At 62.4% G+C, this 20,502-nt stretch carries 19 protein-coding genes and 3 tRNA genes; 10 read left to right on the top strand and 12 right to left on the bottom strand.

All coding sequences use genetic code 11. From position 1 onward, the window contains the following. The first annotated feature begins 4 nt into the window (after window positions 1-4). Genes R6254_RS09985 through R6254_RS09970 form a run of 4 tightly spaced genes read left to right on the top strand, consistent with a single transcriptional unit; the run spans window position 5 to window position 5,783 of the window. Window positions 5-3,289 (top strand): efflux RND transporter permease subunit, encoded by a 3,285-nt coding sequence (locus R6254_RS09985; RefSeq protein ID WP_318406461.1) that lies wholly within the window; start codon window positions 5-7, stop codon window positions 3,287-3,289. 38 nt (window positions 3,290-3,327) lie between these two features. After that, the gene (locus tag R6254_RS09980; protein ID WP_318406460.1) at window positions 3,328-4,011 is read left to right on the top strand and encodes a protein-L-isoaspartate O-methyltransferase family protein; all 684 of its coding nucleotides are present in this window, start codon (window positions 3,328-3,330) and stop codon (window positions 4,009-4,011) included. Window positions 4,012-4,027: 16 nt separating this feature from the next. Next, entirely contained in the window at window positions 4,028-4,387 is a 360-nt protein-coding gene (locus R6254_RS09975) for a rhodanese-like domain-containing protein (RefSeq protein ID WP_318406458.1), read from the top strand. Between the two features lie 49 nt (window positions 4,388-4,436). Then, window positions 4,437-5,783: a TolC family outer membrane protein gene (locus tag R6254_RS09970; RefSeq protein ID WP_318406456.1), complete on the top strand. Its 1,347-nt coding sequence runs from the start codon at window positions 4,437-4,439 to the stop codon at window positions 5,781-5,783. A 205-nt stretch (window positions 5,784-5,988) separates the two neighbouring features. On the opposite strand, the gene R6254_RS09965 is transcribed toward R6254_RS09970, so the two are convergent. Beyond that, window positions 5,989-6,921: a LysR family transcriptional regulator gene (locus R6254_RS09965; RefSeq protein ID WP_318406454.1), complete on the bottom strand. Its 933-nt coding sequence runs from the start codon at window positions 6,919-6,921 to the stop codon at window positions 5,989-5,991. 25 nt (window positions 6,922-6,946) lie between these two features. Here R6254_RS09965 and R6254_RS09960 point away from each other — a divergent pair, with 25 nt between their 5' ends. Both R6254_RS09960 and R6254_RS09955 read left to right on the top strand, forming a co-directional pair. Next, window positions 6,947-7,615, top strand: coding sequence for a hypothetical protein (locus R6254_RS09960; RefSeq protein WP_318406453.1), 669 nt, complete (start codon window positions 6,947-6,949; stop codon window positions 7,613-7,615). Between the two features lie 20 nt (window positions 7,616-7,635). Continuing rightward, a complete protein-coding gene (locus R6254_RS09955) occupies window positions 7,636-9,147 on the top strand; it encodes an MFS transporter (protein WP_318406451.1) in 1,512 nt (503 codons plus the stop codon). Between the two features lie 249 nt (window positions 9,148-9,396). On the opposite strand, the gene R6254_RS09950 is transcribed toward R6254_RS09955, so the two are convergent. Genes R6254_RS09950 through R6254_RS09935 form a run of 4 tightly spaced genes read right to left on the bottom strand, consistent with a single transcriptional unit; the run spans window position 9,397 to window position 14,334 of the window. Further along, complete coding sequence (locus tag R6254_RS09950; RefSeq protein ID WP_318406450.1) at window positions 9,397-10,521, bottom strand: DNA alkylation repair protein; 1,125 nt, start codon at window positions 10,519-10,521, stop codon at window positions 9,397-9,399. Window positions 10,522-10,560: 39 nt separating this feature from the next. Next, window positions 10,561-11,883 (bottom strand): 3-deoxy-D-manno-octulosonic acid transferase, encoded by a 1,323-nt coding sequence (locus tag R6254_RS09945; RefSeq protein WP_318406449.1) that lies wholly within the window; start codon window positions 11,881-11,883, stop codon window positions 10,561-10,563. After that, window positions 11,883-12,929 (bottom strand): lipopolysaccharide heptosyltransferase I, encoded by a 1,047-nt coding sequence (gene waaC / locus R6254_RS09940; RefSeq protein ID WP_318406448.1) that lies wholly within the window; start codon window positions 12,927-12,929, stop codon window positions 11,883-11,885. Before waaC ends, R6254_RS09945 begins: the two co-directional genes overlap by 1 nt. A gap of 19 nt (window positions 12,930-12,948) precedes the next feature. Beyond that, complete coding sequence (locus R6254_RS09935; protein ID WP_318406447.1) at window positions 12,949-14,334, bottom strand: phosphomannomutase/phosphoglucomutase; 1,386 nt, start codon at window positions 14,332-14,334, stop codon at window positions 12,949-12,951. A 113-nt stretch (window positions 14,335-14,447) separates the two neighbouring features. Between R6254_RS09935 and R6254_RS09930 the strand changes: the two genes are divergently transcribed. From R6254_RS09930 to R6254_RS09920, 3 genes are all read left to right on the top strand, one after another. After that, window positions 14,448-16,022, top strand: coding sequence for a DNA-3-methyladenine glycosylase 2 family protein (locus R6254_RS09930; protein WP_318406677.1), 1,575 nt, complete (start codon window positions 14,448-14,450; stop codon window positions 16,020-16,022). 72 nt (window positions 16,023-16,094) lie between these two features. Further along, entirely contained in the window at window positions 16,095-16,616 is a 522-nt protein-coding gene (locus R6254_RS09925; RefSeq protein ID WP_318406446.1) for a methylated-DNA--[protein]-cysteine S-methyltransferase, read from the top strand. After that, a complete protein-coding gene (locus tag R6254_RS09920) occupies window positions 16,613-17,533 on the top strand; it encodes a DMT family transporter (protein ID WP_318406444.1) in 921 nt (306 codons plus the stop codon). The genes R6254_RS09925 and R6254_RS09920 overlap by 4 nt, the downstream gene beginning before the upstream one ends. A gap of 10 nt (window positions 17,534-17,543) precedes the next feature. Here the strand turns inward: R6254_RS09920 and R6254_RS09915 are convergent, their stop codons facing one another. Continuing rightward, window positions 17,544-18,200, bottom strand: a complete 657-nt coding sequence (locus R6254_RS09915) for a DUF1345 domain-containing protein (protein WP_318406442.1) — start codon at window positions 18,198-18,200, stop codon at window positions 17,544-17,546. 92 nt (window positions 18,201-18,292) lie between these two features. Further along, window positions 18,293-19,144, bottom strand: coding sequence for an SIR2 family NAD-dependent protein deacylase (locus R6254_RS09910; protein ID WP_318406441.1), 852 nt, complete (start codon window positions 19,142-19,144; stop codon window positions 18,293-18,295). Between R6254_RS09910 and R6254_RS09905 the strand changes: the two genes are divergently transcribed. Next, window positions 19,127-19,258, top strand: coding sequence for a hypothetical protein (locus R6254_RS09905; protein ID WP_318406440.1), 132 nt, complete (start codon window positions 19,127-19,129; stop codon window positions 19,256-19,258). The genes R6254_RS09910 and R6254_RS09905 overlap by 18 nt on opposite strands. Here the strand turns inward: R6254_RS09905 and R6254_RS09900 are convergent. The 5 genes from R6254_RS09900 to R6254_RS09880 all read right to left on the bottom strand — a co-directional run bounded on the left by R6254_RS09900 (window position 19,252) and on the right by R6254_RS09880 (window position 20,500). Then, entirely contained in the window at window positions 19,252-19,488 is a 237-nt protein-coding gene (locus R6254_RS09900; protein WP_318406439.1) for a hypothetical protein, read from the bottom strand. The genes R6254_RS09905 and R6254_RS09900 overlap by 7 nt on opposite strands. Before the next feature lie 70 nt (window positions 19,489-19,558). Continuing rightward, the gene (locus R6254_RS09895) at window positions 19,559-19,927 is read right to left on the bottom strand and encodes a hypothetical protein (RefSeq protein WP_318406438.1); all 369 of its coding nucleotides are present in this window, start codon (window positions 19,925-19,927) and stop codon (window positions 19,559-19,561) included. Window positions 19,928-20,133: 206 nt separating this feature from the next. Beyond that, window positions 20,134-20,210, bottom strand: a tRNA-Asp gene (locus R6254_RS09890). A gap of 72 nt (window positions 20,211-20,282) precedes the next feature. After that, window positions 20,283-20,358: transfer RNA gene (locus R6254_RS09885), tRNA-Glu, on the bottom strand. Window positions 20,359-20,424: 66 nt separating this feature from the next. Next, window positions 20,425-20,500: transfer RNA gene (locus R6254_RS09880), tRNA-Ala, on the bottom strand. Window positions 20,501-20,502: the final 2 nt, after the last annotated feature.

The following is a 20,502-nucleotide window of genomic DNA, read 5'->3' as shown; positions in this document are numbered from 1 at the left end:
TCTTATGTGGTTCACACGTATCAGCCTGAAAAATCCGGTCTTCGCCACCATGGTCATGCTGGCCATTGTGGTGCTGGGCCTGTTCTCCTACCAGCGCCTGCAGGTGGACCAGTTCCCCAACATTGACTTCCCGGTGGTGGTGGTCACGACCGAATACCCCGGTGCGTCGCCGGAGATTGTCGAAAGCGAAGTCACCAAAAAAATCGAGGAAGGTGTCAACTCGATCGCCGGCATCAATGCCCTGACCTCGCGCAGTTATGAAGGCCAGTCGGTCGTCATCATCGAGTTCCAGTTGCAGATCGACGGCCGCAAGGCGGCGGAAGATGTGCGCGAAAAAATCGCGTCCCTGCGCCCGCTGCTGCGCGACGAGGTCAAGGAACCACGCGTATTGCGCTTTGACCCGGCCAGCCGCGCGATCTGGTCTGTCGCCGTGTTGCCGGTAGCAGCCACTGGCGCTAGCGACCGCAGCGCAGGGCCGCCCCAAGCAAGGTCAGCCCCCTCGGGGGGCAGCGCAGCACACGAAGTGGCAAGCGTGGGGGCCACACCCTCCGCCGTGGAACTCACCAACTGGGCCGACCAGGTGCTGAAAAAACGGCTGGAAAACGTGCGTGGTGTGGGCTCGGTCAACCTGGTGGGCGGCAGCAAACGCGAGATCAACATCTACCTGAACCCGCAGGCCATGGAGTCGCTGGGCATCACGGCCGACCAGGTGGTCAACGCCGTGCGCAATGAAAACCAGGATCTGCCGGTCGGCGCCATCCGTTCGCTGGCGCAGGAGCGTGTCGTAAAGATAGACGCACGCATGAAACGGCCGGAAGACTTCGGCAAGATCATCGTGGCGCGCAAAACATCGGGCACTGGTGCCGGCAGCGCGGTGACGGTCGAGCAGGTGGCCACCATACGCGACGGCTCGCAAGAGATCGACAGCCTGGCGCTGTACAACGGCCAGCGCACCTTGCTGTTGACAGTGCAAAAAGCCCAGGACGAAAACACCATTGCGGTGGTCGACGGCCTGAACAAGGCGATCAAGGACATCCAGGCCGAGCTGCCCGCAGGTACCCAACTGGCGCTGATTGGCGACGGCTCGCGCCCCATCCGTGTGGCAGTTGAAAACGTCAGGCGCACGCTGATCGAAGGTGCGCTGCTCACGGTCTTGATTGTTTTCCTGTTCCTGAACTCCTGGCGCTCCACGGTGATCACCGGCCTGACCTTGCCGATCTCCATCATCGGCACCTTTTTGTTCATGAACATGTTTGGCTTCACCATCAACATGATCACCTTGATGGCACTCAGCCTGTGTGTGGGCCTGCTGATTGACGATGCGATTGTGGTGCGCGAGAACATCGTGCGCCATGTGCAGCTGGGAAAAACGCCGTACCAGGCTTCGCTGGACGGCACGCAGGAGATCGGTCTGGCGGTGCTGGCCACCACCTTTTCCATTGTTGCGGTGTTTTTGCCCATCGGTTTCATGGGCGGCATCATCGGCAAGTTTTTCCACGAGTTCGGCGTCACCATCGTGGCGGCGGTGCTGATCTCCATGTTTGTCAGTTTCACGCTGGACCCCATGCTCTCCAGCATCTGGCACGACCCCAGTATCGAAGCGCACGGCAAACATCACGCACCGGTCACGTTTTACGACAAGACCATAGGCCGCGTGACCGGCTGGTTCGAACGCGCCACCGATGCATTGGCCGAGACCTACCAACACATCCTGCGCTGGTCCTTAGGCCACAAGCTGGCCACCGTGGGTCTGGCCGTGGTGGTGTTTGTCACCAGTCTTGTCATGGTGCCCTTGCTGGGCACGGAGTTTGTACCCAAGGCCGACTTCTCGGAAACCACACTCAATTTCTACACACCCGTCGGTTCCTCGCTGGAAGCCACCGAGGCCAAGGCCAAACAGGTCGAAACCATCTTGCGCGAGTTTCCGGAAGTCAGTTACACGCTGGCCACCCTCAACACCGGCAACGCCCAGGGCAAGATGTACGCCAGCATTTACGTACGTCTGGTGGACCGCAAGGCCAGAAGCCGCAGTGTTGACGAATTGTCCAATGTGCTGCGCGAGCGGCTCAAGCAGGTGCCCGGTATCACCGTGACCCACGTCGGCCTGCTCGACTCCGTCGGTGGGGGGAAACAGGTGGAGTTTTCGCTGCAAGGCAGCGACCTGAAAGAGCTGGACCGTCTGACGCGCTTGGTGACGGACAAGGTCAAGGACATCCCCGGCCTGGTGGACCTGGACTCCAGCCTCAAGCCCGACAAACCGACGATTGAAGTCGACGTCAAACGCGACGCCGCCTCCGACCTGGGCTTGAGCGTGTCGCAAATCGCCGGTGCGCTGCGCACCCTGGTGGCCGGGCAAACCGTCGGCAACTGGCGCGCGCCTGACGACCAGACCTACGATGTGAACGTGCGCCTGGCACCCGACGCGCGCAACGCGCCGCAAGACCTGGAACGCCTGCCCTTTGTCAGCAGCAGCATAGGCAGCAATGCCGACGGCACGGCCCGTACCGTTCGCCTGGGCCAGCTGGCCACGGTGAAAGAGTCCACCGGGCCGAACCAGATCAACCGGCGCGACCTGACGCGTGAAGTCGCGATCAATGCCAACGTCTTCAACCGCTCGGCCGGCGAAGTCTCGGCCGACATCCGCACGGCGCTGGACAGCATCAACTTCCCGCCTGGTTACCGCTACCAGTTTGGCGGCTCGACCAAAAACATGGCCGAATCCTTTGGTTACGCGATCTCGGCGCTGGTGCTGGCGATCTTGTTCATTTACATGATCCTGGCCAGCCAGTTCAAGAGTTTCCTGCAGCCCCTGGCGCTGATGACCTCGCTGCCCTTGACCCTGATCGGTGTGGTGCTGGCGCTGCTGCTGTTCCGCTCCACCCTGTCGATGTTTTCCATCATCGGCATCGTGATGCTGATGGGCCTGGTCACCAAAAACGCGATTTTGCTGGTGGACTTTGCGATCCGTATGCGCGAACAAGGCATGGAACGCAGCGAAGCCCTGCTGCTGGCCGCCCGCGTCCGGCTGCGGCCCATCCTGATGACCACGCTGGCCATGATTTTCGGCATGGTGCCGCTGGCGTTTGCGCTGACCGAAGGGTCGGAGCAGCGCGCCCCCATGGGCCAGGCCGTGATTGGCGGCGTCATCACCTCCTCGCTGCTGACCCTGGTGGTGGTGCCGGTGACCTATTGTTACCTCGACGACTTCGCGCAGTGGCTGAAACGCCGCTTTGGCGGCCGCAGCGCCCAGACCGCGGCCGTGACGCCCCCCGTTAAAATCATCGGTTGACCCCGATACCTTCACCCGCTTTTTTGACAGGCCCCACCATGAACTACGAACAAGCCCGCTTCAACATGATTGAACAGCAGATCCGCCCCTGGGAAGTGCTGGACAACCAGGTTCTGTCCCTCCTGGCTGTGATCAAACGCGAGGATTTTGTGCCGGCCGCCCTGCAGTCGCTGGCCTTTGTCGACATGGAAATCCCGCTGGGCAGCAAACCCGGCCAAACCATGCTGGCACCCAAGGTCGAGGCCCGGTTCCTGCAGGACCTGGCCGTGCAAAAACATGAAAAAGTCCTGGAAATCGGCGCCGGCTCCGGCTACATGGCCGCTTTGCTGGCGCACCGCGCGCAGCAGGTGATCACCTTGGAAATCGACCCCGACCTGGCCCAACTGGCCCGCGACAACCTGAAAAAGGCCGGCATCTACAACGCCGAAGTGCGTACCGGCGACGGCGCCGCCAAGCTGCGCCAGGCGGTCTCGGCCAGTGACCCGCTGAGCGGCCCTTTCGATGTGATTGTGCTCAGCGGCTCCGTGGCCGAGGTGCCGGCGGCACTGCTGGCCATGCTGAAAGTCGGTGGCCGGCTCAGCGCAGTGGTCGGTTTCGAACCCATGATGCGCGCCACGCTGGTGACCCGTGTCAGCGAAACCGCCTACCGCACCACGCAAGCCTGGGACACGGTGGCCCCGCGCCTGCTCAATTTCCCCGAGCCGTCGAAATTCAACTTCTAAGAAAAAACCGCCCGCCATGATTGCCCAGCTTGCCCCTGCCGATTTCAACGCCTGGCGCGACAGCCTGGCGGCCTATGCGCCCCCGCCCCTGCTGCTGGATGTGCGTGAACCGTGGGAAGTGCAAACCGCCTCGGTCCAGCCGGAAGACGGCTTCACCCTGCTGTCCATTCCGATGCGCGAGGTCCCGGCCCGTCTGGCGCAGCTGCAGCAAGAACTGCCGACCGACCAGCCGGTGGCCTGCCTGTGCCACCACGGCATGCGCAGCCTGCAGGTCGCCAACTACCTGGAACAAAACGGCTTCACACAGGTGGTGAACCTGCAAGGCGGCATCGACGCCTGGGCCAAGCAGCGTGATCCCTCCGTGCCGCTGTATTGACCTGTTGCCGCTGCCCCTACCGCTTCTTCCCTATTTCATCAGGACACCCATGACGACGCTACTGAAAAAACCAGCCTTGTTGCCTCTGGCGCTCGCGTTGAGCACTGTGCTGGCGGTTTTGGCGCCTTCGGTGCAAGCCCAGAACCTGGTGGAGCTGTACCGCTCGGCGCGTGACTACGATGCGGCCTACCAGTCGGCCCGCTCGCTGTACGACGCCAACCTGGCCAAGGCCGAACAGGCCAAGGCCGGCATCCTGCCCTCAGCCGGCTTGTCCGCCGGCGCGACGCGTACCAATTTTGAAATGAGTAGTCCGGCCAGCCAGCGTGACTTCACGACGCAAAACGCCGGCGTGAATGCGTCGCAGCCGCTCTACCGGCCCGGCAACTGGGCCACTTACGAGCAGGGCAAACGGCAAGTCGAGTTATCCAAGGCCCAGTTGGAAGCCGCCGAGCAGGACTTGATCGTGCGGACCAGCCAGACTTATTTTGATGTGCTGGCGGCGCAAGACACACTGGCGTTTGTGCGCGCCCAAAAAGCCGCCGTGGCCGAACAGCTGGCGTCGGCCAAACGCAACTTCGAGGTCGGCACCTCCACCATCACCGATACCCGCGAAGCCCAGGCCAGGTACGACCTGGTGATCGCCCAGGAACTCGCCGCCGAAAACGACTTGCGGGTCAAGAAGATCGCGCTCGACCAACTGGTCGGCAAAACCGATGCCCAGCCCAAAGGTGTGCAAGTGCCGCTGGACTTGCCGCCCCTGGTGCCGGCCGACGTCAATGCCTGGGTCCAGCAGTCGGAAGCGCTGCACCCGGCCATACGCCAGGCCCAGGCCAACCTGGAAGTCGCCAAGCTGGAGATCGACAAGGCCGAAGCCGGCCACAAACCGACCGTGGACCTGACCGCCAGCTACGGCATACAGCGCAACTTGAACGGCACCGCCACCGTGGCCAACACCACCTTCCGCACCAATGTCGCCACCGTGGGCGTGGCGCTGAACATGCCGCTGTTTGCCGGTTTCGCCACGCAAAACCGCATCCGTGAAACGTTGTCGCTGGAAGAAAAGGCGCGCACCGACCTGGAAGGTGCGCGACGCGGCGTCGCCCTCGGCACCCGTACCGCCTACTTCGGCGTGTTGTCGGGCCAGGGACAGGTCAAGGCCCTGGAAGCGGCCGAGCTGTCCAGCCAGAGCGCGCTGGACGCCAACAAGCTGGGCTACCAGGTTGGCGTGCGCATCAACATTGATGTGCTCAACGCGCAAAGCCAGCTGTTCCAGACCAAACGTGACCTGGCCAAGGCCCGTTACGACGTGCTGGTCGGCGGCCTCAAGCTGCGCCAGGCCAACGGCACCCTGACGCCGGAAGACCTGCTGCTGATCAATTCGCTGCTGGTGCAGTAATTCAGCGCGAACGGGCTCTGGGGGCCCTGCTGTTCTGCTCTGTAGGAAGGCATCTTGGTCGGTCTGCCGCAGCACGTGCCCCTCCTGTCATGCGTGAACTTGTCAACGTCGCCGGCTTGACTATCGACAAGATTTGCGCACAAAACGCGCCCCTCCGAAGCATGACCTTGGACCGTTCCCGCCTATGAACGGCAGCGAATCTGTTTCAAACTTCTCCAACAATTCCGCCGGTCGCATCGGAGTTGCTGCGTTCTCTGCAAACGTCCCGAACGCGCCCGCGCAGCCAGCGATGAGCGAGGTCACCATCCATTCTCGGATGCCAAAGCAGTGAAACCGTGACCTCCGGTGCGGGGACTGGAAGCGGAAAGCTATGCAGCCCGGCGCGCAGGCCTTCCGTGTGTCGTTCGGGAACACTGGCGATCAAGTCAGAGGCCCGAGCTAGTGCCAGCGCGCTCGAGAAGCCGCCGACGACCGTCCCGATGTCCCGTTCCAAACCCAATGCTTTCAGTGCTTCGTCGATCGGCCCTTTGTCGAAGCTGCGACGCGACACGACAACGTGTCTTCCGGCCGCATAGCGGCCAGGCGTGATCTCACCGTGGCACAACGGATGGCCCATGCGAACAACCCCAATGAAACGGTCCCTGAACAACGCCTGCACACGCACCTCAGGGCTTGTCGTGTTGCCGATAACGCCAGTCTCCAGATCGACGGTTCCGTCTCGAAGGGAGGCGCTCTCTCTGTCCGGTTTCTGAACGAAGCGCAGCCGCACGCCGGGAGCTTCCTCGCCGACGCGCACCAGGAGGGCGGGGCCGAAGGTTTCGACAAAACCGTCGCTGGTCCGCAGCGTAAACGTTCGGACGAGCTCTTTGAGAATGAGCGCCTCGGCTGGACGCAAGACCGCTTCAGCCTCCTGTACGAGATGATTGACCCGTTCCCGCAGTTCGAGCGCGCGCGGGGTGGGGACGAGGCCCCGTCCGGCTCGGACCAGCAGAGGGTCTCCGGTCGTTTCCCGCAATCGCGCCAGCGCCCGGCTCATCGCCGATGGGCTAAGCCGTAAGCGTCGGGCAGCGCGGGCGACGCTGCCTTCGGAGAGGAGCACATCAAGGGTGACAAGGAGGTTCAGGTCAGGCCCGGACATGTATCAAGGCTAGCACGGATTGATCATGACATGGCGTCAAACGCATGTATATATTGCAAATACGGCGTCTTCCGCTATGTCAGCAGAACAACTATCTTCTGGACACACGCTTGAACGGGTTGTTCGAGCAAAACTGGAGAAAAGTGTGATGACTAGCGATACTTTTGAAAAGTCGATTGAGGGGATCAAGTCGGTCTGGGGACCTCTGAGCACCGAAATGGTCGCTGGCTGTCGCCGGCACTTGGAGGACCTCCTCAAGGCGCAGGCAACGGAGGCGTGGCTGGCGGCGCTGCACAAAGAGGCTCCGGCCAACAAGGAGCTGTATCGGGACCCGACACACGGGTTCGTGCTTTTGGCGCACACGGAATCCGCAGGGCTGTATAGACCGCCTCATGACCACGGCCGTGGGTGGGTCATCTATGCGATGCAACAAGGTGAAATCGAGATGGGAACCTATGCCCGAATCGTGGACCCAGACGGCAGCGTTCGGTTGGTGAAAAGGGATTCAACCTTGGTGCGCCCGGGGCAAGTTCAGGTGTATCTGCCCGGAGATATTCACGACACACGGTGCATGACTGGGCCTGCGCTTCTGTTTCGCTTTACGGAGCGAGATTTGAAGAAGGAGGACAAAGAAGAACATCGAGTGACGAGGTACGTGGAGCGGGACGGCGTCTGGGCCACGGGAGAGCCATGAGCAGTCCTCTCAGACAAGTCATGGCATCCCGTTTGGCACCAGCGTCCATTGCGCCTCCCGACATGCCCCAAGATTTGTCGCCATCTGTCCGGAACGATGACAGCAAGGAAACGCAATCCCCAACGCAGGCAGACGACGCAAGCGCTGGCTTGCGGGAGCCGCGGCGCACCGCCGCGATTGCTGCCGTGCTGGCCGCCATGGTCCTCGCGGTGCTCGACGCATCCATCGTCAACGTAGCGCTGCCAACGATCGCGCGATCCCTGCAAGTGACGCCGGGTATGTCGGTCTGGGTCATCACCGCCTACCAGACCGCTCTTGTGATGGGCCTGCTGCCCTGCGCCGCGCTCGGGGAAAGCTTGGGCTATCGCCGGGTATTCACGGTTGGCGTTGCGTTATTCACGGCCGCGTCCGTGTTGTGCGCCTTGTCGCCGTCCCTGCCGTGGCTCGTCGCGGCCCGCTTTCTGCAGGGGCTAGGGGGCGCTGCCATCATGGCGCTCGGCATCGCGCTGCTGCGCGCCGTTGTGCCGCATCAGCGGCTAGGCGCCGCCATCGGCTGGAACGCGCTTGCCGTTGCGCTGTCTTCCGCGGCCGGTCCGTCGATCGGCGCGCTGATCCTGTCCAGCACGAGCTGGCCCTGGTTATTCGCCCTGAACCTGCCGCTGGGTGGACTGGTTCTGCTCGCCACCCGAGCGCTGCCACATCTCACCGGCACGGCACGTCGGCTGGACCGGTTCAGTGTGGCGCTCAATGCCGGGGCCTTCGCGTCGCTGGTCGTTGGCGCGGAACTGCTGCTAGCGAAGCCGGCGCTGGCGGCCGTCCTGCTCGCCGTGGCCGCCCTCAGCCTGGCGGCGCTGGTTAGGCGGGAAATGCCGAAGGAGGCGCCATTGATCCCTCTTGACCTGCTTCGCGTGGGTTCATTCCGTATTTCAGTGATCGCCTCGGTTTGTTGTTTCGCCGGTACGACCATGGGCATGTTGGCGCTGCCCTTTTACCTGCAGCACAGTCTCGGGCAAGGGGCCTTGATGACCGGGCTCTACATGACGCCATGGCCGCTGACCGTGGCTATCGCAGCCCCGATCACAGGCCGTCTCGCCAATCGCGTATCGACAGCCTGGCTTTGCGCCGCGGGCGGTATCTGTCTTGCGCTTGGGCTCGCGGCTGCCTCACTGTGGCCGCTGCAAGGCCGCCCGCTGCCGCTTGTACTTCTCACCATGTTGTGTGGCCTGGGTTTTGGGCTCTTTCAAGTGCCAAACAACCGCAACATGTTCCTCTCTGCACCACGCGAAAGAAGTGGCGCTGCGGGAGGCATGCAAGGCACCGCCAGGTTGGCGGGCCAAACCGCGGGTGGGGTCGTCATGAGCCTGTTGTTCACCGTTGCATCCACCGACGCCGCGCCCAGGATTGGCCTCGGGATTGGCGCGGTGCTGACCTTGGCCGCAGGGTTTGTGAGCATGCTGCGGGTTGCACCGATGCCAAGCAACGCGCTGGTCGGCCCTGAGAACCGGCCCTCTCGATGTGAGCGCGCCACATGAAAAGGTCGTGTTCGCCTCTGCGCACCAGTCAAGCCTGTTCAAAGACTTGATTTTTCATCCACTTTGCGACGCAGGCATGTAGCGCTCGATTGCGGCAATACCGGCAGTCGACCGATTGGCCTGCGTGTGCCCACAGAACCCTTGAATGGCCGGTTTACGGTGCCAAATTCGCGCGCTTGAATGTGTCCATCGCTGACCAAAAGCCGCCTGACACACAGATGTAGAAGTGCCTGCAGGCCTTGCGCGTATTTACTTCGTCGCAACAGAGGCCAACTCAAACGCCCCCAGCGCCCTGGCCTGCCCATTCAGCAACACATCGACGCGGTGCAGACCCGCATGGTGTTTACGTGTTGTCATCTCTGCCGTCGAAACCGTCTTGCTCAAGCGCACGGTGTCGCGCGGCGCCAGGTTCAAGACCTTGAGCTTGAACACCTTGGCGCTGGTCTTGCCATTCGCCTTGACGTAGTGGATGCAAAAGTCCACCAGCACCTCCTGCGGCTGGGTGCTGGTGTTGGAGACATCAAAAGCAATACTGACTTTTTCGCCCAGGGTCACACGTGTCGGCGTGATGCGGGCGTGGCTCACCGCGACCTCGGCGCTTTTGCCGAAGCCCAGCACATCGAGCGCGCCGGCTTCGCCGCGTTTGACGGCCGAACGCAAGGCGTGCTGGACCACCCAGCGCCGCTCGTCGCTCGCACCCTTGAGCCATTGCTTGGCGGTCTGGGCCAGCAGGTCCGGATGGTCCTTGCCGATGTCGTTGAGGTTGTTGGCGACCGAGCGTCGCACATACAGCTCGGGATCGTCTTTCAGCAACTCCAGCAGCGCCAGCACCGGTGCCGGATCTTTCTGGAACGCGGGCAGGCGGCTGGCCCAGGGCAGGCGCGGCCGGCTGCCTTCGGACACCAGGCGGCGCACATGCGGATTCGGGTCGCTGGCCCAGAGCTTGAAACGCGCCAACGTGGCGGCTTCGTGCTGCTGAAAAAAAGGTCGGATGCTGAACTCGGCCGTGAAACGCTGCGTCAACTGGTACTGCGCCAACATCGAGGCTTCAAAATGATCCAGGCCAAACTCGGCCACAAACATCGTGTGCGGCAGGTACAAAAACGAGGCCATGCTGAGCCCGGCCGGCCGGCCGTGCGGCTGGTCCAGCGAGGCCAGCAGGATGTCTGTGGCCTGGCTGTAGTCCTGCGGCAGATGCCGATACAAGGCGCGCGCAATGTGTTTGCCACGTGGCATCAAGGCCAGCTCGTCGTAACCCTGCAGGACATCACGCATGAAACGCGCGGACTCAAAGCTCGGGTGCACGGCCGCGATCATGCGCGCAATGGCCTCGGGCACATCGGCGCCAAACTGATTCACCAGCGGTTCGGCCATGGTGTAAGAGCCTGTTTACGGTTTAAAAGGGGTCCCCCTTTAAACCGTAAACAGGCTCTTTGCTTCCAGCAACGGAGCCAACGCCTTCACCGTGTTGGCGGCCGCGCCCCGGTGTTGCGCCGCAAACTGCAAGCTGGCCGTGGCGGCCGCCTGTTGCGCCTGGCGGTCCGCCAGCAAGGCCTGGGCGCTGCGCACGGCGTCCGCCATGTCGGCCGCGCGGTACGCGGCGCCGGTGGCTAGCGCCAGCTCGGCGGCTTCGGCAAAGTTGAAAGTGTGTGGGCCCATGATCACGGGGCAGCCGCCGGCGGCGGCTTCGATCAGGTTCTGGCCGCCCAGCGGCGCAAAACTGCCGCCCAGCAAGGCCACGTCGCTCATCGCGTAATACAGCGCCATTTCACCCAGCGAGTCGCCTAGCCAGACATCGGTCGCCTGTGGTGCGCCCTTCCAGCTGGAGCGGCGCGACACCGACAGGCCGTGTTTCTCTATCAGCCCACAAACCTCGTCAAAACGCTGCGGGTGGCGCGGCACGATGAGTATCTGTGGCTTAGCAGTCGCTATGGTTTTGGTAGCTGATTGCGCCCGACCCATCAGGGCTAGAGCCTTTATTTCCTTAATAAAACTGTCTTCTTCACCTTCACGCGCGCTGGCCAGCAGCAGCACCGGGCGGGCCGGCGCTTGCCGCCAGGCGCGGCCTTGCGCCTGCTGCGCAGGATCCGGCGTGGCGTCAAACTTCAGGTTGCCGAACACACCCTGCACCTTGGCGCCCAATACACGCAGGCGTTGCGCATCGCTGTCGCTTTGCGCATAAACCGCCGACAGCGCCGCAAACGCCGGACGCGACAACAACGCCATACGCATGGCCTGGCGCAAGGACTTTTCGGACATGCGTGCGTTGACCAAGGCCAGCGGCACGCCCTGTGCCTGCGCGCCGGCCACGGTGTTGGGCCAGACCTCGGTTTCCATCAGCAAACCCAGGCGCGGCTTAAAGTGGCTGAAAAACCGCGCAACCGCCGCTTCGCTGTCCCAGGGCTGCCAGACCTGTACATCACCGGCCCGCAGCAAACTCGCGCCTTCGGCACGCCCGGTGGCGGTGCCGTGGGTCAACAAGACCCGCAGCCCCGGCCATTGCGCACGCAAGGCCTTGAGCAAAATGCCGGCGGTGCGGGTTTCGCCCAGCGACACCGCATGTAACCACACCAGTTCGGCACGGGCTTCGGGCGCCTGCGTGTAAAAACCGAAACGTTCATCCACAGCCTCGAGGTAACCGGCTTCGACCCGGCCACGCCGCGCCAGCTTGCGCCGCAGCAAGGGCTGGATCGCCCACATCAGCCAGGCGTACAACTTGCGCGCCACGGCGGCCATCAAAGCGCCGACCCTGGGTCCGCTGCGGTCGGCTGGCAACTGAGCCAGGCATCCCAGACCGCACGCACGCTGGGTGTCGGCAGGGCAAACACACTGATCTGGCGTGCGCCCTCAGCGCCGGCCTGGGCGGCGATAACAGGCCCGGTGCGCCAGGCGGTGTCGAAGTTGTAAATCTGCACATGCGGCAAATCCAGCGCCACCGCGATGTGGCTGAGGCCGCTGTCCACTCCGACGACACCGGCGCATTGCGCCAGTTGCTGCGTCAGTTGATCCAGCGGCAAACGTGGCCACACGATGGCTTGGACCTCGCGGTTTTTGCCGTTCAGCGCCGCAGCCAACAACTGACTGGTCACCAATTCCTCGGCATTGCCATGCGGCAAGGCGATGTGGTAACCCAGCGCGTTCAACTGCCGGCCCAGCGCGACCCAGTTTTCCAGCGGCCATTGCTTATCGGCGCGCGAGGTGCCATGCACAAACGCTATTATTTCAGGAGCTGATGGCGCCCGTACCTCCTGGGCCAGAGCCGCTTTTAACCCATAATCCAGGGACAGCGGCAGTGTGTAGCCCAGTGCACGCGCGCACAACTCGCGCGAACGCTGCACGGCGTGAATGTGGGGCGGCATGCGAATCGCCACATCGGCCAGCCAGCGTGTTGGCGCTTCGTAGCCCGAACCGTCGGTCTGATTCGCCAGCGCATAACGCCGGCCGCCCGCACCGAGCCTGGCCAGCCGCGCCACGACGGCGGACTTGGTCAGGCCTTGCAAATCAATCACCGCGTCGTAGGCTTCGGCTTGCAGTTGTTGTTTGAAAGCGCGCCATTCGGCCCGTGTGGCCGCGATCCAAAACGATTTCCGCCAGCGGCGTATTTCGCAGGGAATGACCCGGCGCAAACCTGTGCCCACCAAGGGCGTCAGCAAAGGCGCAAAGGATTTTTCCACCACCCAGTCGATCTGCGCACCGGGGTGCGCCGCCAGGATGTCCTGCACCACCGGCAAGGTGTGCACCACGTCGCCCAAGGACGAGAGCTTGACCAAAAGAATTTTCATCTCACCTGCTGGACCGAGCTCAGTGCGCTGCCGCGGCAAAACTCGCGTCAGGCTTGACGCTGTGCAGCAGCTTGAGCATGTCGGCCTCGATGCGATGCAGCGCCGCCTCGGTGTGCCCTTCAAACCTCAGCACCAGCACCGGCGTGGTGTTGGACGCGCGGATCAAGCCGAAGCCGTCCGGCCAGTCCACACGCACGCCGTCGATGGTGGAGATTTTTGCGGGTGCCGGGAAACTGGCGGACTTGATCAGGGCTTCCACCACGGTGTGCGGTTCGCCTTCCTTGCAGGCGACGTTGAGCTCAGGCGTACTAAAGCTGGTGGGCAGGCCGTTGAGCAGCGCGCCCACATCGGCCACCTTGCTCAAGATCTCCAACAGACGAGCGCCGGCGTAAGTGCCGTCGTCAAAACCAAACCAGCGTTCCTTGAAAAAGATGTGGCCGCTCATCTCGCCGCCCAGCGGAGAGTTGACTTCCTTCATCTTCGCCTTGATCAGCGAGTGGCCGGTTTTGTACATCAGCGGCACGCCGCCGGCCGCCTCGATTTCGGGCGCCAGGCGTTGCGAACATTTGACGTCGAACACAATGGTGCCGCCCGGCACACGCGACAAGACATCACGCGCAAACAGCATCATCTGGCGGTCCGGGTAAATCGTGTTGCCCTCGCGGGTCACGATGCCCAGGCGGTCGCCGTCGCCGTCAAAGGCCAGGCCCAGTTCGGCGTCGCCGTCCTGCAGCGCGGCGATCAGGTCCTTGAGGTTTTCCGGCTTGCTCGGATCCGGGTGGTGGTTGGGAAAGCTGCCGTCCACCTCGCTGAACAACTCGACCACCTCGCAACCCAGCGCACGGAAAATGTCCGGGGCCGAAGCGCCGGCAATGCCGTTGCCGGAATCGATCACCACTTTCATAGGGCGCTGGAGCTTGATATCTGACGCGATGCGATCGCGGTAAGGTGCCAGCACATTGATGTTGCGAATACTGCCACTGCGCGCCGGCAGCGCCCAGTTTGCGTCAGTCATCCGGCGGCGCAAGGCCTGGATGTCGTCGCCGTAAATCGCGCGCCCGGCCATCACCATCTTGAAGCCGTTGTAATCCTTGGGGTTGTGGCTGCCGGTGATCTGTATGCCCGAGTTGGCCAGGGTGCAGGCCGCAAAATAAAGCAGGGGCGTGGTGACCATGCCGACATCGATCACATCGACACCGCTGGCGACCAGCCCACGGATCAGCGCGGCGCTCAGCGCCGGCCCGCTGAGGCGGCCGTCGCGCCCCACGGCCACCGTGCGTTCACCCTGCACCAGGGCCTCGCTGCCGAAAGCCCGACCCAGGGCCTCGGCCACTTCTTCATTGACGGTGGATGGCACGACGCCGCGGATGTCGTAGGCCTTGAAAATCGAGGGGTCAAGCTGCATGGGCTGGGTTCTCCGTGAGTCGCTGTAATTGCACGGATTGTAGGCGCCAGGGCCCGCATGAACATGTCCGAAAACGGCTAGTTACACCCGCGCTGCGGCGTATCATGAACCTCATGAAAACGGACCACGCCCCTCTCGCCGACGACGCCTGTTACCTCGCGCTGAAGACCCGGGACGCGCGGTTTGACGGCTCGTTTTTCACAGGTGTGACCTCCACCGGCATTTATTGCCGCCCGGTCTGCAGCGTCAAGACACCCAAACGCGAAAATTGCCGTTTTTTCGGCCACGCCGCGCAGGCCGAAAACGCCGGCTTTCGGCCCTGCCTGCGCTGCCGGCCCGAGCTGGCACCGCATTCGGTCGTGTGGTCCATCCAGGACGCGTCTTACATCCTGGCGCACCAGGCTGCCCGGCTACTAGACGAACCCGAAGCCTGGGGCGAGGCCACCCCTTCGGTCGAATTGCTGGCCACCAAGCTGGGGGTCAGCGACCGCCACGTGCGGCGGATTTTTGAAGCGCAGTTCGGCGTCTCGCCCATGCAATACCTGCAGACACGCCGCCTGCTGACCGCCAAGCAGTTGCTGGCCGACACCGCTTTGCCAATCACGCAGATTGCCCTGATCAGCGGTTACGCCAGCGTGCGGCGTTTTAATGCCGCGTTTGCCGAACATTACGGATTGAACCCAACGCAGTTGCGGCGCCAGGGGGCCACGCCCGCCAGCCAGGGCATCACCGTCAAGCTCGGCTACCGCCCGCCTTACGACGCGGCCGCGATGACAGGCTTCTTCAAGAAACGCCAGATCAACGCTATTGAATTTGTAGCTGATGATGCAGATGGTGCACAGATGGGACGCACTGTCCGCCTTGAAAGCGGCGGCAAGGTCCACGCCGGCTGGTTGCTGGCCAGCTTTGACGAGCCCCGCACCCAGGTCGTGCTGCGTGTCAGCGACTCCTTGCGCGAAGTCTTGCCGCTGGTGATACGCCGGCTGCGCGCCATGCTGGACCTGGACGCCGATCCGCAGCCCATCAACCAGACCTTGCACAGCAGCTTTCCGGGCGGTGACGGCCTGCGTGTGCCCGGTGCCATGGACGGTTATGAACTGGCGGTGCGCGCCGTGCTGGGCCAGCAGATCACGGTGGCGGCGGCCCGCACCCTGGCGCAACGCATGGTCGACAAACTCGGCGAGCCGATTGAAACGCCGTGGCCCGAACTGACGCGGCTGTTTCCTGCCGCGGCGGTATTGGCCCAGGCCAGCGGCGACACGCTGGGCCAGCTCGGCATTGTCAAACAGCGGCAGACCGCGATTGTCGGCATCGCGCAGGCCGTGGCTTCAAGGCGTCTGCAATTACATGGCGGCGCCGATGTCAATGCCACCATCGCCGCACTCAAGGAACTGCCGGGCATTGGCGACTGGACAGCGCAATACATCGCCATGCGGGCGCTGCGCTGGCCCGACGCTTTTCCGGCCGGCGACGTGGCGCTGCACAAGGCGCTGGGTGTGCAGGGCCTGAAAAATCCGGCCAAGGAAGCCGAGCTGGCCTCGCTGGCCTGGAAGCCCTGGCGCAGTTATGCGGTCATACGCGCCTGGAGCGGCGCCATGCAAGCCCCCGTCGATGCTGCGCCGGCCGCTCTCAAAACAATAGCTACCCGCGCCCGACCCGTCAGGACTAGAGCCCTAAATCATTCATAAACCACGCAAAAAGCAAGCCGCAGCAGCGACAACGCCATTTCAGTCAATGAGCGACACTCCCAGGAGATCACCATGAAATTCGATACCTCCATCGTCCAGACCCGTTTCCAGAGCCCCCTGGGAACCATCATCATCGCGGCCACCCCCAAAGGTCTGGCCGGGCTCTGGTTTGACGGCCAACGCCATTTGCCACCGGAACTGTCGGGGCCGGCCGTCTGGCCTACCGTTACCGATCATCCCGTGCTGAAAAAAGTCAGCCAGCAGCTCAGCGAATATTTCGCCGGGAAACGCACGGAGTTTGACGTGCCCCTGGACCTGGCTTACGGCACGGCTTTCCAGCAATCGGTCTGGCAGGCGCTGTTGAAAATTCCGCAAGGCGGCACCGCCAGTTACGGCGAGGTCAGCGCCCGTATCGGCAAACCGGCCGCCGTGCGCGCCGTGGGTGCGGCGGTCGGCCGCAACCCGGTCAGCATCATCGTGCCCTGCCACCGCGTGATGGGTGCCAAGGGTGCCCTCACCGGTTACGCCGGCGGCCTGGACCGCAAGGCCGCACTGCTCACACTCGAAGGTGTGCTCAAAGGGGCGGTGCCTTGACGGCATCGGCCAGCCTCGCAACGCCCCGGCACTGGGCCCTCGACTTTGTATCGCTGGCGGCCATCTGGGGTTCGTCCTTTCTCTTCATGCGTATCAGCACCGTGGAGTTTGGCCCCTTGCCCACAGCCGCCGTCCGGGTCGGGATTGCCGCCCTTTTTCTGTTGCCCATCGTCTGGCTGCGCGGCCTGTGGCCGGTGCTGAGAAAAAACTGGCGCCGCACCTTTTTCATAGGCGTTCTCAATTCCGGCATTCCCTTCGCCTGTTTTTCCTTTGCGCTGCTGTCCATCACCACCGGCTTGTCGGCGATTCTCAATGCCACCGTGCCCATGTTTGGCGCGCTGGTGGCCTGGTTCTGGCTGAAGGACAAACCCACGGCCTCGCGCCTGCTAGGCCTGGTCATCGGGTTTGCCGGCGTGGCCATGCTGGCCTGGGACAAAGCCACCTTCAAGCCTGATGCCTCCGGCGTGGCGCCGGGCTGGGCCGTGCTGGCCTGCCTGCTGGCTTGCGTCTGTTACGGCATCTCGGCGAGTTACACCAAACGTTATCTGTCCGGCCTGCCGCCGCTGGTCACGGCCGCCGGCAGCCAGATCGGCGCCACGCTGGGCCTGGCGCTGCCGGCCGCGTGGTTGTGGCCGACGCAAATGCCTGGCAGCTCGGCCTGGCTAGCGCTGCTGGCTGTTGGTGTCTTGTGCACCGGACTGGCTTACATCCTGTTTTTCCGGCTCATCGAAAACGCCGGCCCGCAACGCGCGCTGTCGGTGACTTTTGTGGTGCCGGTTTTTGCGGTCTTGTACGGCGCCCTGTTCCTGGGTGAAAGTGTCACGCCCTGGATGCTGGTGTGTGCACTCGTGATTGTCTGCGGCACGGCTTTGTCCACCGGCTTGCTCAAGCTGGAGGCCTTGCGCTTTTGGCGATAAGTTCCGTACGCTAGATAAAACCAGCCACCACGTTGATGGTCAGCGCCACGATCAAGACGTTGAAGGCAAACGACAAAATGCCGTGACCCAGAGTCAAGCGGCGCATTTCGCGCGAACTCACCTGCACATCGGACACCTGCGAGGTCATGCCGATCACAAACGCGTAGTACAAAAAATCGAAATAGTCCGGATCGGGTTGATTCGGAAATTGCAGGCCAGCGCCGCCGGGCTGCTTGCGTTTTTCTTCCTGGTAATAACGGTGCGCATAACGAAACGCAAAAATCGTATGGATAAACAACCAGGACAATCCCAGCGCCAGCATGGCCAGCAGCATGTGCCCCAGCCGCTCGGCGCCGGCCAGCTGTTTGACCTGCTGCAGCAACAAGACAATGCTGCTGACACTGGCCAACACCGCCAGCACCATCAGTAAAAAAACCACCATGCTGGGTTCATCCTGCGCTTGCGCACGCTGGCGTGTGCTGTTCGAATCAAACACCTCTGCCAGCCACCAGGCCAGCACCAGATACACCGCGGTCGCCACGCACCAGCCCAGCAGCGCCCGGAACGGCCAGGTCATGGGAAGCGGCAACAAGGCGGCCAACACACCCACCCCCAGGCCATACACCAGCCGCTGCGGACCCGTGGTTTCAGAAAAATGTTTGCGCATGGCGCTGATTGTGGGGCCAGACAGGCAGGGCCTCAAAACCGCAAAATTCAATCAGCGCTGCCGCGTGACTGCTAGCTCTTGCTCGGCGACATTCACGCTACACGCATGGCCATCTCCATCCCGCGCAAGGCGTCCAGTCCGCCGACCGCCAGGCCGACGTCCATCGAACTGGGCACGGTGGCCTCACTGGGGTTGATACGCACCAGGCGTCCACCGAATTCATGAATGATTCTGTGGCTGAAGCGCCGCACCGACGGAATGGCCGTGCCGGCGCCTAGTTCAAGTACCACCACGCGCGCCCGGCTTTCCGCGAGGACCTCCAGCCACGTGGCTTCGCGCCTGGCCTGGGCATCGCTGCGCCTGGACACCCAGTTCCAGTCCTTGAACATCAACACATTGGGGCGGGCCAAAGCGCCACAGGCGGGGCAATGCGGCGGTGGATTCAGCAGACGGCAGTTGTCGGTGTCCACCTCTGGTACAAAACCATCAGCCGACCAGACGCCAGAGCCACATGCCCGGGTGCATTGCAGCTGGTGGATCGAGCCGTGGCATTCGTGAATCTGGTCGTCCGCAAAACCCGCTTTCTGGAATTGCCCGTCCACATTGCTGGTGAACACATGCACACCCAGCGGCATGTTCTCCCCCCATAGACGCAGGATCGCAAAACCGTGGTGCGGCACTGTCTTGCGGTACAGGGCCAGGCGGTGGCCGTAAAAACCCCAGGCCAGCCCTGGGTCTTGCTCAAAAGTTCGCGGGCAGGCAATGTCGGAAAAATGAAGACTCGCTTTGGCCAGCGCCGGATAGGCCTGCCAAAACCCCGTATGGCCTCGAAAGTCGGGCAACCCGGAATCCACACCCATGCCTGCGCCTGCAGCGACCACCAGCGCATCCGCACCGGCCAGGGTTTCCGCCGCCTGGCGAAAATCATGTTCAAGATTTTTCATCGCCGCGTGTATTCAAAGCCTGTTGATGAACAGCAGGACGCCGGCACGGACGACGACGGCTTTGATGCTGACGCTGCCATCGTGGCCGGTAAACTGCTGATCTCAGATCAATGACCCAGGTCGGCAACCAGCTTATCGGCCGCCTTCACGGCTTCATCACGGGTAGGCCAGGTTCTGTCGCTGTCGTGCAGCGGCGGCAGCGATTCAACGTGAACGACTGCTATGTACCAAGCCCCGTCAGGAAAATGACACAGCTTGGCCATGTAGTGCCGGCCGCTTGCGACGCCAGGGACGTATTCCTCCATCGGTTCTGGTTCTTCTAGTGTTGGTTCTTCTATTTTCATGGGGTTTCTTTCTAAATTCCGATTATTCGCAAGCCATACGGCGGCCTGCCGTGTGGACACTGAGCGCCGCTCAATCCTTGAGGTCCACCCCGAGCACAGCCAGCTTTTTCGCATACGAATCCCTGCGTTTTGCGGCCTTTGCTGCTGTTTCGACGGCCGCCTGAATCGCCTTGGGCCCCTTGCTTGCAACCACCTTGATCAATCCGAACTTGTGAGCAGCCTCTGCCTCCGCCCTCCTGTAAGTGGCGATGAGTTCGGCATGGGCAAGGGATTGATTCACAGGGACCTCTTTATCTAAAGCGCTATTTTCTGCGCTTTTCCGCGCATATCCGGGAGAGAGCATGATCACCCCGCTCGAGATGTACAACGCCAACAACGTCATACCGTTCAGCCCCCGCAGGAATGCCAACCCAAGGCGGTCACGAACAAGATGGCGCAAGGCCACGCTGACGTGATAGCGCCACGATGCACACAAATAAATGGATGATTGCGCAGGTTGACAGTCTTCGCCGGACCCGCACTGCGACCTCTGCCAAATCAGCGGTATTCCAAACTTTGGGATATGGAGTGTTTGGCAGCTTAGTTTTTAAGCACACCAGAAAGAGGAAAGCCCTTGCAACTCATTGAGCAGCAAGGGCTTTTATCTGGCGGAGCGGACGGGACTCGAACCCGCGACCCCCGGCGTGACAGGCCGGTATTCTAACCAACTGAACTACCACTCCTGGTAGACAACGTTCACTTCTTGCGAAGCCAAGTGCTGACGACTTGTTTTACCAACTTCACCAAAGTGAAACTGGTGACCCTAAGGGGATTCGAACCCCTGTAGCCACCGTGAAAGGGTGGTGTCCTAGGCCTCTAGACGATAGGGTCAAAACCTTTGGAACTTCCGATGCAGGCTTTTAAGGGCCTGCTAAAAAAATCTTCCCGACAATTTAATGGTGGAGGTAAACGGGATCGAACCGATGACCTCTTGCATGCCATGCAAGCGCTCTCCCAGCTGAGCTATACCCCCTC

The organism is Polaromonas potterensis, assembly GCF_033446725.1.
Taxonomy (GTDB): domain Bacteria; phylum Pseudomonadota; class Gammaproteobacteria; order Burkholderiales; family Burkholderiaceae_C; genus Polaromonas.
Note: the sequence above shows the minus strand (reverse complement) of the source record. Positions and strands in the feature narration are given on the sequence as shown.